13 protein-coding genes and 1 riboswitch are annotated in these 15174 nt (G+C 72.2%); of the genes, 12 read left to right on the plus strand and 1 reads right to left on the minus strand.

Annotation, left to right across the window (positions count from 1 at the left end):
- Positions 1–123 precede the first annotated feature (123 nt).
- The 3 genes from ACFQ8C_RS00560 to ACFQ8C_RS00570 all read left to right on the plus strand — a co-directional run bounded on the left by ACFQ8C_RS00560 (position 124) and on the right by ACFQ8C_RS00570 (position 2992).
- Positions 124–1119 carry a glycosyltransferase family 2 protein gene (locus ACFQ8C_RS00560; protein ID WP_383450547.1) on the plus strand — a complete coding sequence of 332 codons (996 nt, stop codon included), beginning with the start codon at positions 124–126 and terminating at the stop codon, positions 1117–1119.
- A gap of 122 nt (positions 1120–1241) precedes the next feature.
- Positions 1242–1934, plus strand: coding sequence for a SurA N-terminal domain-containing protein (locus tag ACFQ8C_RS00565; RefSeq protein WP_383450550.1), 693 nt, complete (start codon positions 1242–1244; stop codon positions 1932–1934).
- Between the two features lie 98 nt (positions 1935–2032).
- Entirely contained in the window at positions 2033–2992 is a 960-nt protein-coding gene (locus ACFQ8C_RS00570) for a nucleoside triphosphate pyrophosphohydrolase (protein ID WP_383450552.1), read from the plus strand.
- A gap of 47 nt (positions 2993–3039) precedes the next feature.
- On the opposite strand, the gene ACFQ8C_RS00575 is transcribed toward ACFQ8C_RS00570, so the two are convergent.
- The gene (locus ACFQ8C_RS00575) at positions 3040–4257 is read right to left on the minus strand and encodes a globin domain-containing protein (RefSeq protein WP_383450555.1); all 1218 of its coding nucleotides are present in this window, start codon (positions 4255–4257) and stop codon (positions 3040–3042) included.
- 224 nt (positions 4258–4481) lie between these two features.
- On the opposite strand from ACFQ8C_RS00575, the gene ACFQ8C_RS00580 reads away from it, so the two are divergent.
- The 9 genes from ACFQ8C_RS00580 to ACFQ8C_RS00620 all read left to right on the plus strand — a co-directional run bounded on the left by ACFQ8C_RS00580 (position 4482) and on the right by ACFQ8C_RS00620 (position 15153).
- A complete protein-coding gene (locus ACFQ8C_RS00580) occupies positions 4482–5867 on the plus strand; it encodes a cytochrome P450 (RefSeq protein ID WP_383450558.1) in 1386 nt (461 codons plus the stop codon).
- A gap of 142 nt (positions 5868–6009) precedes the next feature.
- Complete coding sequence (locus tag ACFQ8C_RS00585) at positions 6010–7134, plus strand: transglycosylase family protein (protein ID WP_383450560.1); 1125 nt, start codon at positions 6010–6012, stop codon at positions 7132–7134.
- 264 nt (positions 7135–7398) lie between these two features.
- A riboswitch (cyclic di-AMP (ydaO/yuaA leader) is annotated at positions 7399–7575 on the plus strand.
- Between the two features lie 4 nt (positions 7576–7579).
- Positions 7580–8314: a transglycosylase family protein gene (locus ACFQ8C_RS00590; RefSeq protein ID WP_383450563.1), complete on the plus strand. Its 735-nt coding sequence runs from the start codon at positions 7580–7582 to the stop codon at positions 8312–8314.
- A gap of 293 nt (positions 8315–8607) precedes the next feature.
- The gene (eno, locus tag ACFQ8C_RS00595) at positions 8608–9888 is read left to right on the plus strand and encodes a phosphopyruvate hydratase (RefSeq protein WP_383450565.1); all 1281 of its coding nucleotides are present in this window, start codon (positions 8608–8610) and stop codon (positions 9886–9888) included.
- 103 nt (positions 9889–9991) lie between these two features.
- Positions 9992–10462, plus strand: coding sequence for a septum formation initiator family protein (locus tag ACFQ8C_RS00600; RefSeq protein WP_383450567.1), 471 nt, complete (start codon positions 9992–9994; stop codon positions 10460–10462).
- A 20-nt stretch (positions 10463–10482) separates the two neighbouring features.
- Complete coding sequence (locus tag ACFQ8C_RS00605) at positions 10483–11025, plus strand: DUF501 domain-containing protein (RefSeq protein WP_383450570.1); 543 nt, start codon at positions 10483–10485, stop codon at positions 11023–11025.
- Positions 11022–11936: an exopolyphosphatase gene (locus ACFQ8C_RS00610; RefSeq protein ID WP_383450573.1), complete on the plus strand. Its 915-nt coding sequence runs from the start codon at positions 11022–11024 to the stop codon at positions 11934–11936. The genes ACFQ8C_RS00605 and ACFQ8C_RS00610 overlap by 4 nt, the downstream gene beginning before the upstream one ends.
- A gap of 370 nt (positions 11937–12306) precedes the next feature.
- Entirely contained in the window at positions 12307–13698 is a 1392-nt protein-coding gene (locus ACFQ8C_RS00615; protein WP_383450575.1) for an NAD(P)/FAD-dependent oxidoreductase, read from the plus strand.
- 159 nt (positions 13699–13857) lie between these two features.
- The gene (locus ACFQ8C_RS00620; RefSeq protein WP_383450576.1) at positions 13858–15153 is read left to right on the plus strand and encodes a class I SAM-dependent methyltransferase; all 1296 of its coding nucleotides are present in this window, start codon (positions 13858–13860) and stop codon (positions 15151–15153) included.
- Positions 15154–15174: the final 21 nt, after the last annotated feature.

The raw sequence follows: 15174 nt of genomic DNA on the forward strand, positions 1-15174 counted from the left end.
GGGTCGAATATGACAGCGCCGCAGGGGCGCGGGGCGGTGGCCGCGGGGCAGTTCACGCAATGGTCGTCTCGGCGTCACCGCGGCGGGGCGGGAGGGTCACCGGCCTGCCTTTGGGTGTCGGATGTGCTGCTCTCTCTCGTCGTCCCCTGCTTCAACGAGGAGGACGTCCTCGCTCGTTTCCACCGCCATGTGACGAAGGAACTCGACGCCCTGGAAGGCGACTTCGAGATCGTCTACGTGGACGACGGAAGCCGCGACCGGACCCTCCCGATCCTGCGGGACCTCGCCGCCGCCGACCCCGTCCGGGTCCGCTTCGTCTCCTTCAGCCGCAACTTCGGCAAGGAGGCCGCCATGCTGGCCGGGCTCCGGCACGCGGCCGGCGACGCCGTCGTGATCATGGACGCGGACCTCCAGCACCCGCCGGAGCTGGTGCACCGCATGGTCGCGCTGCACGCCGAGGGGTACGACCAGGTCGTCGCCCGCCGGACCCGCGAGGGCGACCGGGTCACCCGGACCCTCACCGCCCGCCTCTACTACCGGGCGATCAACCGGCTCGTCGACGTCGAACTCGTCGACGGGGTCGGCGACTTCCGTCTCCTGTCCCGGCGGACCGTCGACGCGGTCCTCGGGCTCGGGGAGTACAACCGCTTCTCCAAGGGGCTGTTCTCCTGGGTCGGTTTCCGGACCACGACCTTCGCCTACGAGAACGCGGTGCGCGAGGAGGGCCGGTCCAAGTGGACCTTCGGCAAGCTCCTCAACTACGGCCTCGACGGTCTCCTCTCCTTCAACAACAAGCCGCTGCGCGCCGCCGTCTACCTCGGCCTGCTGCTCGTCTCCCTCGCCCTCGCCTACGCCGGCTGGATCGTCGTCGACGCCCTCGCGCACGGCGTCGACACGCCCGGGTACGTCACCCTCCTCGTCGCCGTCACCGCCCTCGCCGGCGTCCAGATGGTCATGGTCGGCCTGATCGGCGAGTACGTCGGCCGCATCTACTACGAGGTGAAGCGCCGTCCGCACTACCTGGTCGCCGAGACGCACGCGGGCCGGGAGAAGGAGGGGGCCCGGGCCGACACCCGGGCGGCGGGTGCCTCGTTGTGGGAGACGGTCGTCCGGAAGTGACCCCCGTGACGCGGTGACGGGCAAGTTGTCGCTGCGAAGTAGTGGCTACGGTCCCGGCGACTCCCTACCATCGATCACCGCAAGGTCGTCCAACTGACGCACGACCAGCCCGGGAGGCTCCTTTGCACCGCCGCGACCGCCGCCACGACCGTCCCGCACGCCGCCGCACCGCGCTTGCCCTCTCCGCCGCGTTCCTCGCCGCGGCCCCGCTGCTCACCGCGTGCGGCGGCGAGGCCCATCCGGGGGCGGCGGCCGTCGTCGGGGGCGAGCGGATCGACGTCTCCACCCTCCAGGCCCAGGTGGAGGAGGCCCGGGACGCGCAGTCCGCGTCCCCGCAGTCCGCCCAGCTGATCGCCGCCACCGGCGATCTCGGCCGGCAGAAGCTCAACGGCATGATCTTCGACCGGATCCTCGACAAGGTCGCCGCCGACCAGGGCGTCACCGCCAGCCGCGCCGAACTCCAGGAGACCCACGAGGCCTTCGTCCGCGAGAACGGCGGCGAGGAGGGCCTGGAGGCCGTCCTCCTCCAGCAGCAGGGCGTCGCCCCCGGCCAGGTCGACGACGTCGTCCGGCGCAACGTCCTGATGACGAAGATCATCGAGAAGCAGGGGATCACCGAGACCCCCGAGGGCCAGCAGAAGCTCCAGGAGCTCTTCGCCGCCGCCTCCGCGTCCCTCGACATCGACGTGAACCCCCGGTACGGCGCCTGGGACGACACCAAGGTCCAGCTCGACACCAGCGCCGACACGGCCCCCTGGCTCCTCAAGGTGACCAAGGAGCCGGCGGCGGCGGGCCCGGAGCAGCTCCCGGGCTGATCCCGCCTCCCCGGGCCGGTCCGCCGTCCCGGACGGCCCCCTCCCCGGGCCGATTCCCCCCTTCCGGGGCGGTCTCGCGCCCGGGGTAGGTTCGGAGGGTGAACTCCGAGAACCCCGGCCGCGTCGTCCTGCTCACCGCCAGCCACCGGGTGGCGCCCGGACTGCTGTCCTGGCCCGCCTGGGAGGCGCTGCGGGGCGCCGACCGGGTGCTCTGCCCCGACGAGCACCACCCCCAGCTGCCGTACCTGCGGGAGGCGGGCGTCGCCGTCGAGCACGCCCGCCCCACCGCCGAGGAGCTGGTCGCCGCCTGCGCCGGCGGCCGCACCGTCCTCGTGCTGCCCTCCGGCGAGGGCGACCGGGCCCTGACCGACGGGCTCGCCCGGCTCGCGGGCTCCGGCCGGGTCACCATGCCCGACCTGGAGCTGCTGCCCGGCTCGTACGACCTTCCCGGCGCCCGGCTGCTCGACCTCGTGCAGATCATGGACGTCATCCGGAGCCGCTGCCCCTGGTCCTCGCTCCAGACCCACCAGGGGCTCGCCAAGTACGCCATCGAGGAGTCGTACGAACTCGTCGAGGCGATCGAGGCCGGCGACCGGCACGAGCTGCGCGAGGAGCTGGGGGACGTCCTCCTCCAGGTCGTCTTCCACGCGCGGATCGCCGAGGAGGACGCCGAGGAGCCGTTCTCCGTCGACGACGTGGCCGCCGGCCTCATCGAGAAGCTGATCCAGCGCCACCCGCACATCTTCGGCGACGAGACCGCCGAGACCCCCGAGGACGTCCGTGCCCACTGGCTGCGCACCAAGGCCGCGGAGAAGCGCCGCGAGTCGGTGACGGACGGCGTCCCCGTCGGCCAGCCCGGTCTCGCCCTCGCCGCCAAGCTCGCGAGCCGCGTCCGTACCGCCGGCCTCGACGCGCCCCTCCCGCGGGGCGAGGGCGTCGGCTACGACCTGCTCGCCCTCGCGGTCCGCGCCGAGACGGAGGGCGTCGACCCGGAGGCGGCCCTGCGCGCGGCGGCCCGGGCGTACCGGGACGCGATCCGGGCGGCGGAGGGTCTGTGAGCCGCGGGCGCCGCGCCCCCGACCCGGCCTGATCCCGAGGGGACGGCCTACGCCCCTTCCCCGCGCGGGGCCCTCGCCGCCGGGTCGTGCCAGTGGACCGCGGGGCGCTCCAGGAGCCACTCGGCGCGGGAGCCGGGGCGGGAGACGAAGCGGCCCACCGGGGGGAGGACGTCGTGGCGGGTGCGGGCCGGGTCGGCGCCCAGCTCCTCCAGGACCTCGGTGACCTCGGTGACGAAGCCGGGCGGGCCGGCCAGGTGGACGTCGTGGTCCGGCCAGCGTCCGCAGGCCCGCAGCGCGGTGAGGAGGCGTTCGGTCGCCTGGTCGCGCGGGTGGCGGGGGGCCGAGGTGATGTAGGTGACGCTCAGCCCGGGGAGCCGGGCGGCCAGCCGGTCCAACTCCTCCCGTCCGTACAGGTATTCACGGGAGCGGGCCACCATGAAGATCCGGCCCTCGGCCTCCGGGTCGGAGGCGGCCGCCTCCTCCAGGAGCGCCTTGACCGGCGCCCAGCCCGTACCGGCGCATATATAGGTGCGGAGCGTGCCCGCCGCCGTCCGGCAGGTCGCCGCGCCGCCGGCCGCGCTCAGCCGCAGCGTCTCGCCCGGACGGACCTCCTCCACCAGGGCCGTGGACATGGCCCCGCCCCGGATCCGGCTCACGTGCAGGTCGAGGGTGCCGTCCTCGCGGGGGGCGTTGCCGAGCGAGTACGTGCGCCACACCCGCGGGACCCGGAGCGAGCTGACGCCGGCGTACTGGCCGGGGAGATAGGGGTACGGCCGCCGGGGGCGGAGGGTCAGGACGGCCAGGTCGTCGTCGTGGCGGCGGTGGCCGACGACGTCCGCGTCCCACCAGGCGGGCTCCCCGGCGCGGGTGGACTCGTCCGCGCCCCGGAGCATCAGGTCGGCGACGTGGCCGTACGCCTCCGACCACGCCTTCTCCGCCTCGATCGTCCAGGTGGACCCGGCGGCGTGCGCGAAGGCGGCGAGCAGGCTCTCGCCGACCGCCGCGTACAGGGCGGGGGTGGCGAGGAACTTGCGGTGGTCGCGGCCGAGCCGTCCCAGGTAGGTGGGGAGGCCCGGGTCGTCGAGGCCGGTCACCACGTGGGTGAGCGCGGCGAACAGCCGGTCGCGCTGCGGGACCATGTTCTCGGGGAAGAGCTCACGCACGCCGGGGTTGCGCCAGAAGAGGTGCGAGTAGAAGTACGTGACGGCGTGTTCGGCCCGTCTCTCGACGACCGCGAACGTGCTTCTGAGCAAGGGGAGGTCCACGCGGGAAATGTAGGGCACGGGCCGTCACGGGGTGATCACCGGGCGGTGATCACGTCAGGTCGGCCGACGGGGCCCGACCGGCCGGACTGTACGGTCGGGGAGTGAGTGAAGGACCCGCCCCGACGCCCGGAACACCCGCTGAGCCCGGTACGCCCGGCACGCCTCGCACCCCTGGAACCCCCGGTGGAACCCCGGGAGGGACCGGTGCGGCCGACGGCCCCGTAATGCCCGGAGTGCCCGAAACCCCCGGAACCCCGGGAGTGTCCGGAGCGCCCGGGATCGCCGGGGCGCCCGGAGCGCCCGGACCGGGGTCCGGCGGCCCGGGCTCCTGCCCCGTCTCCGGGGCCCCGGCGGGGCCGGACGACGGGCCCGTGCCGGAGCTGTTCAGCTGGGAGTTCGCGAGCGATCCCTACCCGGCGTACGCCTGGCTGCGGGAGCACGCGCCCGTGCACCGGACCACGCTGCCGAGCGGCGTCGAGGCGTGGCTCGTCACGCGGTACGCGGACGCCCGGCAGGCCCTCGCCGACCAGCGGCTCTCCAAGAACCCGGTCCACCACGCGGAGCCGGGCAAGACCGGCATCCCGGGCGAGCGCAGCGCCGGTCTGATGACCCATCTCCTCAACATCGACCCGCCGGACCACACCCGGCTGCGGCGGCTGGTGTCGAAGGCGTTCACCCCGCGCCGGGTCGCCGCCTTCGCGCCGCGCGTGCAGGAGCTCGCCGACCGGCTCATCGACGACTTCGCGGCGCGCGGGAGCGCGGACCTCATCCACGAGTTCGCCTTCCCGCTGCCCATCTACGCCATCTGCGACATGCTCGGCGTGCCCGCGGAGGACCAGGACGACTTCCGGGACTGGGCCGGGATGATGATCCGGCACGGCGGGGGCCCGCGCGGCGGGGTGGCGCGGTCGGTGAAGAAGATCCGGGGGTATCTCGCGGAGCTGATCCACCGGAAGCGGGAAGGCCTGCGGCAGGACGGGGCGGACGACCTCATCTCGGGGCTCATCCGCGCCTCCGACCACGGGGACCACCTCACCGAGGCCGAGGCCGTCGCCATGTGCTTCGTGCTGCTCTTCGCCGGTTTCGAGACGACCATCAATCTGATCGGGAACGGCACCTACGCCCTGCTGCGCGACCCGGAGCAGCGCGCCCTCCTCCAGGCCTCGCTCGCCGCCGGCGAGGCCGGGCTCCTGGAGACCGGGGTCGAGGAGCTGCTGCGCTACGACGGGCCGGTCGAGCTGGCGACCTGGCGGTACGCGACCACCGGCCTGACGATCGGCGGGCAGGCGATCCCGGCCGGCGACCCGGTCCTCGTCGTGCTCGCCGCCGCCGACCGCGACCCGGACCGCTTCGGCGCCCCGGACACCCTCGACCTCGCCCGCAAGGACAACCAGCACCTCGGGTACGGCCACGGCATCCACTACTGCCTGGGCGCGCCGCTCGCCCGCCTGGAGGGGCAGACGGCGCTCGCCACCCTCCTGACCCGCCTGCCGGACCTGCGACTTGGCGTCGATCCGGACGAACTGCGGTGGCGCGGCGGGCTCATCATGAGGGGATTGCGCACGCTTCCGGTGGAGTTCACCCCTTCCGCACCCCCGCAGGGCATGTGACGCTGTGTCAGAAATGTGATCTTCGCGTGATCGCGAAGCCATCGACTTGTGACGGACGTTCGAATGCGGCTACCTTCGCGCCAACGTTCGGCCCCACCCCGGCCGTCCCCGCCGTCCCCGCCGTCACGCGAAAGGCCCCGACATGCTTTCCGGAAACGGACGACACCGTCGACCCCGTCAGGCTCCCGCGCTCGTCGTCACCGCCGGAGTGACCGGATCCGCCCTGGCGCTGCCGCTGCTCGCCACCGGATCCGCCTCCGCCGCCGACGCGGCCACCTGGGACCGGGTCGCCGCCTGCGAGTCCGGCGGCCAGTGGAGCGCCAACTTCGGCAACGGCGCGTACGGCGGCCTCCAGATGACGCAGGAGGCGTGGGAGCGGCACGGCGGACTCGCGTACGCCCCCAGCCCCGACCTCGCCAGCCGCGCCCAGCAGATCGCCGTCGCCGACAAGGCGCTCTCCTCCGGCAGCACCGACTGGGCCACCTGCGCGCCCATCGCGGGCCTGAAGAACGACGGCAAGGCCACGGGCGTCCAGCCGGGCCCCGCCGTCGTGCAGGAGGACGAGGGCGGAGTGGCCCCCGAGTCGAACTGGACCGGCGGCACGTCCGCCTCCACCGCGCCGGCGAAGGCCTCCGGGGCGGACCATGCCGCCGGGGCGGAGGAGGTCGCGGAGAAGAAGGAGAAGGCCGTCACCGCTCCGGTGACGCCCGCCGCCCCCACCGCGCCCGCCACCTCCACCACGCCCACCACCCCGCCCCCCGCGGGCGCGGTCACGACGCCGCCCGCGGGCGTCACCCCGGACGCGCCCACCGACCGGGCGCCGGAGACCCCGGGCACCCCGGACGCCTCCACGGGCACGCCGGGCGCCCCGGTCACGCCGCCGGACGGCTCGGAGAGCCCCCTGGCGCCCACCACCCCGGTGACCCCCGGTACGGACGAGGCTGACGTGTCGTCGGCCACGCCGGGTCAGGGCAAGCACCGGGGCGAGGCGGCCACGGAGGAAACCGGCGTAACGGACACCGCGCAGGAATCCGGTAGACATGCCGCAGCTGCGGACAAGGTCACCTCAACCCCCGCCAAGGTGGACGCAAGCGGCGCTTACACCGTGATGCCGGGTGACAGCCTGTCGGAGATTGCTCAGGAGAACGATCTCGCCGGCGGCTGGGACGCCCTCTACGACGCCAACCGCCAGACGGTCGGGGTCGATCCGGATCTCATCCTCCCTGGTCAGAGCCTTGAGCTGACGGTCCCTTCGCCGGAGAAGTGAGGCCGTTTCAGGGGCGTATGTCCGATTTTGGGAAAGTGAGACATGGGTCTCTTCGTCCCAACTGGCGTGTCACGTCCGCAAACTTTGCTCCCGTCAGGCCTCACCTGCGCAAACGAGGTCTGACGGAGTGCAAGTAAGGGCTATTTGTCCGTTGTGAGCCTCTTTGAACTTCGAGCACCTGTGTGTCTACGGTCGACACCGCTCGCCACCGCGGGCCCCGTCGACCGAAACGCCGAGTCCTGCCGTCGGTCGCCGGGAACTGTCGTCGCGAAAGCGCCGCAGGCAGGAGTGGGGGACCCAAGGTTTGCGCCGGTCCCGGCCGTTGAGACTGACGGCCGATCGACCGGCTAGGGGTGAAGCCGCGTGCAAGGACACGCGGCCGGGCGAACTCTTCAAGCCCGAACCCGACAGCTCACCTCACAGGCGTCGGTGAAGAGGAAACTCCATGCTGTTCTCCGGTACGGGCAAGCGCCGTCGTCCCTCCAAGGCCACTCGCGTCGTCGCCCTCGTCGGCGTCACCGGTGCGGCCGTCGCCGCCCCGCTGATGGCCGCCGGCACCGCCTCGGCCGCCACCGCCTCCGAGTGGGACCGCGTCGCCCAGTGCGAGTCCGGCGGCAACTGGTCGATCAACACCGGCAACGGCTACTACGGCGGCCTCCAGTTCTCGGCCTCCACCTGGGCCGCGTACGGCGGCACCGCCTACGCCTCCAGCGCCGACCAGGCCAGCAAGTCGCAGCAGATCGCCGTCGCCGAGAAGGTCCTCGCGGGCCAGGGCAAGGGCGCGTGGCCGAGCTGTGGCGTGGGTCTCTCCTCCGCCTCCTACGGTGGTGGCGCCGCCGAGGCCGCCGCCCCGAAGCAGCAGAGCGCCCCCGAGCGCACCGCCGAGCAGCCCGCCAACCGCAGCGAGCAGCGCCAGGCCCCGAAGCAGGTCGCCCAGGCCCCGAAGCAGGCCACCCAGGCCGCGCCCAAGGCCGCCGCCAAGAAGACCGTCACCACCCCGACCGGCAAGAAGGTCAAGAAGGGTGACGGCGAGTACAAGGTCGCGGCCGGCGACACCCTCAGCAAGATCGCCCAGGCGCAGGGCGTCAAGGGTGGCTGGGCCGAGCTCTTCGAGCTCAACAAGGACGTCGTCGAGAACGCCGACCTGATCTACCCGGGCCAGCAGCTCCACCTGAAGTGAGCCCCGAGGCACCGGTGAGTCCGGCGGCTCACCGGCGCCCGACGACCCTCCCGCGGTGACCACCCCGGTTCCGAGCCCTTCCCCCGTGGCTCGGGACCGGGGTTCTGCCGTTACCGTCCAGTAGATTCCAGGTCTTTCGTCCCTTACTGCATGCTCTTGGGCCCTTTTTCGTCCCAGGGGACGGGCGGTCGGCTGGCCGGAGCGCCCGAGCCGGTTAGGCTCTTGTCGCAAGGCGAACGAGACCTTGCGACCCATGCGTCACACCTAGCGTCACATCCCAGAAGGAGATGCTCGTGCCGTCCATCGACGTCGTCGTAGCCCGGGAAATCCTGGACTCCCGAGGCAACCCCACGGTCGAGGTCGAGGTCGGCCTCGACGACGGCAGCACCGGCCGTGCTGCCGTGCCGTCCGGTGCCTCCACCGGTGCGTTCGAGGCCCTGGAGCTTCGCGACGGTGACCAGAACCGCTACCTCGGCAAGGGTGTCGAGAAGGCCGTCCTCGCCGTCATCGAGCAGATCGGCCCGGAGCTCGTCGGCTACGACGCCACCGAGCAGCGCCTGATCGACCAGGCCATGTTCGACCTGGACGCCACCCCGGACAAGTCGTCGCTCGGCGCCAACGCCATCCTCGGCGTCTCCCTCGCCGTCGCGCACGCCGCCTCCGAGGCCAGCGACCTCCCCCTCTTCCGCTACCTGGGCGGCCCGAACGCGCACCTGCTGCCCGTTCCGATGATGAACATCCTCAACGGTGGGTCGCACGCCGACTCCAACGTCGACATCCAGGAGTTCATGATCGCCCCGATCGGCGCGGAGTCCTTCTCCGAGGCGCTGCGCTGGGGCACCGAGGTCTACCACACCCTCAAGTCCGTCCTGAAGACCAAGGGCCTCTCCACCGGCCTCGGCGACGAGGGCGGCTTCGCCCCGAACCTCGGCTCCAACCGTGAGGCGCTCGACCTCATCCTGGAGGCCATCAAGCAGGCCGGCTACGTGCCCGGCAAGGACGTCGCCCTCGCCCTGGACGTCGCCGCCTCCGAGTTCTACAAGGACGGCGCGTACCTCTTCGAGGGCAAGGAGCGCTCCGCCGCCGAGATGACGGAGTACTACGCCGAGCTCGTCGCCGCGTACCCGCTCGTCTCCATCGAGGACCCGCTGTTCGAGGACGACTGGGCCGGCTGGAACGTCATCACCGAGAAGCTGGGCGACAAGGTCCAGCTCGTCGGTGACGACCTCTTCGTGACCAACCCGGAGCGCCTGGCCCGCGGCATCGAGGAGAAGTCCGCGAACGCCCTGCTCGTCAAGGTCAACCAGATCGGCTCGCTGACCGAGACCCTGGACGCCGTCGAGCTCGCCCAGCGCAACGGCTTCAAGTGCATGATGTCCCACCGCTCCGGTGAGACCGAGGACGTCACCATCGCCGACCTCGCCGTCGCCACCAACTGCGGCCAGATCAAGACCGGCGCCCCGGCCCGCTCCGAGCGCGTCGCCAAGTACAACCAGCTGCTGCGCATCGAGGAGATCCTCGACGACGCCGCCGTCTACGCCGGCCGCAGCGCCTTCCCGCGCTTCAAGGGCTGATCGCGGGGGCCGACCGGCCCCGGCACCGTAGTTCCGTCCGTCCCCGCACCCGGTCCCGTACCGTGTGCGGGGACGGACGTGTGACCAGGGGAGGCGAGACCGCATGGCCGTGAAGAACGGGGACCGGTTCTCCACCGCGACCCGGATCAGGCTGCTCGGCGAGCAGACCGCGGCCCGCGTCTACCGCTCCCAGACCCGCCGCCAGGCCCGGCGCTCCCGGCTCACCGGCCGCGCCGCCTTCCTCGCCCTCGTGGTCTGCTCCCTCGTCGTCGCCCTCGCCTACCCGATAAGGAGCTACGTCTCCCAGCAGGGCGAGATCGCCGACCAGGAGCGCAGGGCGGCCGAGGCCGCCCGCCGGGTCGAGGAGCTGCGGGACGAGAAGGCCCGCCTCCAGGACCCCGCCTACGTCCGCCGCCTCGCCCGTGAGCACCTCCACTACGTGCTCCCCGGGGAGACCGGCTTCACCGTGAACGACCCCGGGGCGGCCGACCGACCCCGCGCCGACCAGGGCACGGCCGACCGTCCCTGGTACGACAACCTCTGGGACGGCGTCGACAACGCCGACCGCAACTGAACCGACCCAGGATCCGAGACATGGACACGCCCCCTCCGCAGACCGAACGCACCGAGCCCACCGAGGCGGACGTCGCCGCCTTCGAAGCCCAGCTCGGCCGGCCGCCGCGCGGCCTGCGCGCCATCGCGCACCGCTGCCCCTGCGGCAACCCGGACGTCGTCGAGACCGCGCCCCGGCTGCCCGACGGCACCCCCTTCCCGACCACGTACTACCTCACCTGCCCCCGGGCGGCCTCGGCCATCGGCACCCTGGAGGCCAACGGGGTCATGAAGGAGATGCAGGCCCGGCTCGCCACCGACCCCGAGCTGGCCGCCGCCTACCGCGCCGCGCACGAGGACTACCTCGCCCGCCGCGACGCCATCGAGGTCCTGGAGGGCTTCCCCAGCGCCGGCGGCATGCCCGACCGGGTCAAGTGCCTGCACGTCCTCGTCGGCCACTCGCTGGTCGCGGGTCCGGGCGTCAACCCGTTCGGCGACGAGGCCCTGGCGATGCTCCCCGCGTGGTGGGCGAAGGGCCCGTGCGTGGACCCGTGCGCGGACAGGGAAGAGGGGAAGGGCGAGTGACCCGGGTCGCCGGAATCGACTGCGGCACGAACTCCATCCGCCTCCTCGTCGCCGACGTCCACCCCGAGACCGGGGAGCTCGTCGAGCTGGACCGGCGGATGACGATCGTCCGGCTCGGGCAGGGCGTCGACAAGACCGGCCGGCTCGCCCCCGAGGCGCTGGAGCGGACCTTCGCCGCCTGCCGCGACTACGCCGCCGTCATCAAGGAGCTGGGCGCCGAGCGGCTCCGCTTCGTCGCCACCTCCGCCTCCCGGGACGCCGAGAACCGGCAGGAGTTCGTCGACGGGGTCGTGTCGATCCTGGGCGTCGAGCCCGAGGTCATCACCGGCGACCAGGAGGCCGCGTTCTCCTTCACCGGCGCCACCGGGTCGCTGCCCGGCGACGACCGCCGGCTCGTCGTGGACATCGGCGGCGGCTCCACCGAGTTCGTCGTCGGCACGGAGGAGGTCGAGGCCGCCCGCTCCGTCGACATCGGCTGCGTCCGGCTCACCGAGCGGCACGTCCGCCACGACCCGCCGACCGCCGAGGAGGCCGAGGCGATCCGCGCCGACGTCCGCGCCGCCCTCGACCTCGCCGCCGAGACCGTGCCGATCGCCTCGGCCGCCACCCTCGTCGGACTGGCCGGCTCCGTCACCACCGTCGCCGCCCTCGCCCTCGGGCTCCCGGAGTACGACTCCGAGAAGATCCACCACTCCCGGATCTCCGCCGCCCAGGTCGCCGAGGTCACCGCCTGGCTGCTCGCCTCCACCCACGACGAGCGGGCCGCCATCGCCGCCGTGCACCCCGGCCGGGTGGACGTCATCGCGGCCGGCGCGCTCGTCCTCCAGGAGATCGTCGAGCGGGTCGGAGCCACCGAGGTCGTGGTCAGCGAGCACGACATCCTCGATGGGATCGCCCTATCCGTGGCATAGCGGGCAGCTATCGAGGCTCCTTCCGACACCCTGTCGGAGAAGCTTCGTGAAGTTCTTCACAAGGAAAAGGGCCCTGATGGCGCCGGAGGAGGGTCTTAGGGCCCTCCGAGGGGGTCCTCAGGGCCCTTTCGCAGGTGCGGAGGCCACTTCGCTCGAGGTTTCCATCGTGTGAACGCGTCTGCTGGTTCAGCGTTAACGGAGGCTCTCCGGGCCAGTTCAGTAGGGGTGAACAACGTTCACCACTGCATTCCGGTTCCTTTGCACGACCATGACCTGGATCACGTGGGCGGCGGAGTGTAGCAGAGCACCCCGGGAAGCTTGTGAAGGGGCGCACGAGGTGACCCCTCCAAGTGGGTGGATACTCGATGGCATGAGCACCACGGAGCGTCCCAGGATCCTCATCGTAGGCGGCGGGTACGTTGGCCTGTACGCCGCGCGGCGCATCCTCAAGAAGATGCGTTACGCCGAGGCGACCGTCACGGTCGTCGACCCCCGGTCGTACATGACCTACCAGCCCTTCCTCCCCGAAGCCGCCGCCGGCAGCATCTCGCCGCGCCACGTCGTCGTCCCGCTGCGACGCGTCGTGCGCGGAGCCGAGGTGCTCACCGGTCGGGTCACCACCATCGACCAGGACCGCAAGGTCGCCACGATCTCGCCGCTCGTCGGCGAGGCGTACGAGCTGCCCTTCGACTACCTGGTCATCTCGATGGGTGCCGTCTCCCGCACCTTCCCGATCCCCGGCCTCGCCGAGCAGGGCATCGGCATGAAGGGCATCGAGGAGGCCATCGGCCTGCGCAACCACGTCCTCGAGCAGCTGGACAAGGCCGACTCGACCACCGACGAGGAGGTCCGCCGCAAGGCCCTGACCTTCGTCTTCGTCGGCGGTGGCTTCGCCGGCGCCGAGACGATCGGCGAGGTCGAGGACATGGCCCGCGACGCCGCGAAGTACTACCAGAACGTCTCGCGCGAGGACATGCGCTTCGTCCTGGTCGACGCGGCCGACAAGATCCTCCCCGAGGTGGGCCCCAAGCTCGGCCAGTACGGCAAGGAGCACCTGGAGAGCCGCGGCATCGAGATCTACCTGGAGACCTCCATGGACTCCTGCGTGGACGGCCACGTCGTGCTCAAGAACGGCCTCGAGGTCGACTCCAACACCATCGTGTGGACCGCCGGCGTCAAGCCGAACCCGGCCCTCTCCCGCTTCGGTCTGCCGCTCGGCCCCCGCGGCCACGTGGACTGCAACGAGAAGCTCCAGGTCAACGGCATGGACTACGTCTGGGCCGCGGGCGACAACGCCCAGGTCCCGGACCTGGCCGCGATCAAGGCCGGTGTCCCGGCCGAGCGCGCCTGGTGCCCGCCGAACGCCCAGCACGCCCTGCGCCAGGCCAAGATCCTCGGCGACAACGTCGTGTCCGGCATGCGCGGCTTCCCGCAGAAGGACTACAGCCACGCCAACAAGGGCGCCGTGGCCGGTCTCGGTCTGCACAAGGGCGTCGCCATGATCGTCATGGGCAAGTTCAAGATCAAGCTCAAGGGCCGTCTCGCCTGGTACATGCACCGTGGCTACCACGGCATGGCGATGCCGACCTTCAACCGCAAGATCCGCGTCTTCGCCGACTGGACCCTCGGCATGTTCCTCAAGCGCGAGGTCGTCTCGCTCGGCGCCATGGAGACGCCGCGCGAGGAGTTCTACGAGGCCGCCAAGCCCGCCCCGGCCCCCGCCGCGGCCGCCCCGGCCCCGGAGAAGGCCAAGGCGTCGTAACACCCCGCAGTACCGAAGGGCCGTCCGTCATCCGTGGTGCGGGCGGCCCTTCGGCGTGTTCCCGACACTTCCCGCGTCGCGGCGGGATGGGAAACCCCTACCGACGGTGTTCCCTTGGTGACGACGAATCTGGGGCAAGGACCACGGAGGTGTTTCACCATGGCCGACGCCGCGACGCGGCTCGCGACTCTCGCCGAGGATCTGCTGGGAAGTCCCCTCCCACTGCGCCTGCGCGCCTGGGACGGCAGTGAGGCCGGCCCGGCGGGCGAAGGACCCGTCCTCGTGATCCGGGACCGCAAGGCGCTGCGCCGCATGATCTGGAAGCCCGGCGAACTGGGCCTGGCCCGCGCCTGGGTGGCCGGCGAACTCGACGTGGAGGGCGACCTCTACGAGGCCCTGGACCGGCTCTCCGGGCTGCTCTGGGAGCGCGGCGGGGAGAGCCGCGGCCTGCTCGCCTCCGTGGGCGATCCCCGGATGCGGGCCGCCGCCGCGGCGCTGCTGCGGCTCGCCGGGCCGCTGCCGCCCCCGAAGCCGCCGGCCGAGGAGGCGAGGGGCCGCAGCGGCGGCCGGCACAGCAGGCGCAGCGACCGGCAGGCGATCAGCCACCACTACGACGTGGGCAACGACTTCTACGCGCTGGTGCTCGGCCCCTCGATGGTCTACTCGTGCGCCTACTGGACCGGGGACGGGACCCTGGAGGAGGCCCAGCGCGACAAGCTGGACCTCGTCGCCCGCAAGCTGGCCCTGAAGGAGGGCGACCGGCTGCTCGACGTGGGCTGCGGCTGGGGCTCGATGGCGATCCACGCGGCCCGTGAGTACGGCGCCCGGGTCGTCGGCGTCACCCTCTCCCGCGAACAGGCCGCCTTCGCCCGCAAGCGGATCGCCGAGGAGGGCCTGACCGACCGGATCGAGATCCGGGTCCAGGACTACCGGGACGTGCCCGACGGGCCGTTCGACGCGATCTCCTCGATCGGCATGGCCGAGCACGTGGGGGCGGAGAGGTACCGGGAGTACACCGACCTCCTGTACGGCCTCCTGAAGCCCGGCGGACGGCTCCTGAACCACCAGATCTCGCGCCGCCCGGAGCCCGACGAGGAGGCGTACCACGTGGACCCCTTCATCGACGCGTACGTCTTCCCCGACGGCGAACTCGCCCCGATGGGCCGCACCCTGACGACCCTGGAGGACGCCGGCTTCGAGGTCCGGGACGTGGAGGCGATCCGCGAGCACTACGCGCTGACGCTGCGCCGCTGGGTGGCGAACCTGGAGAAGGAGTGGGACCGGGCGGTCCGGCTGACCTCGCCGGGCCGGGCGCGGATCTGGCGGCTCTACATGGCGGCCTCGGCGGTCTCCTTCGAGCGCAACCGGATCGGCGTGAACCAGTTCCTGGCGGTGCGGACGCCGCCGTCGGGGACGAGCGGGCTGCCGCTGCGGACGCGGGAGTGGACGGAGTAGGGGAAGGAAAAGGGGAGAGGG

Origin of the sequence: Streptomyces sp. NPDC056503, assembly GCF_042794995.1 — a bacterium.
Taxonomy (GTDB): Bacteria; Actinomycetota; Actinomycetes; order Streptomycetales; family Streptomycetaceae; genus Streptomyces.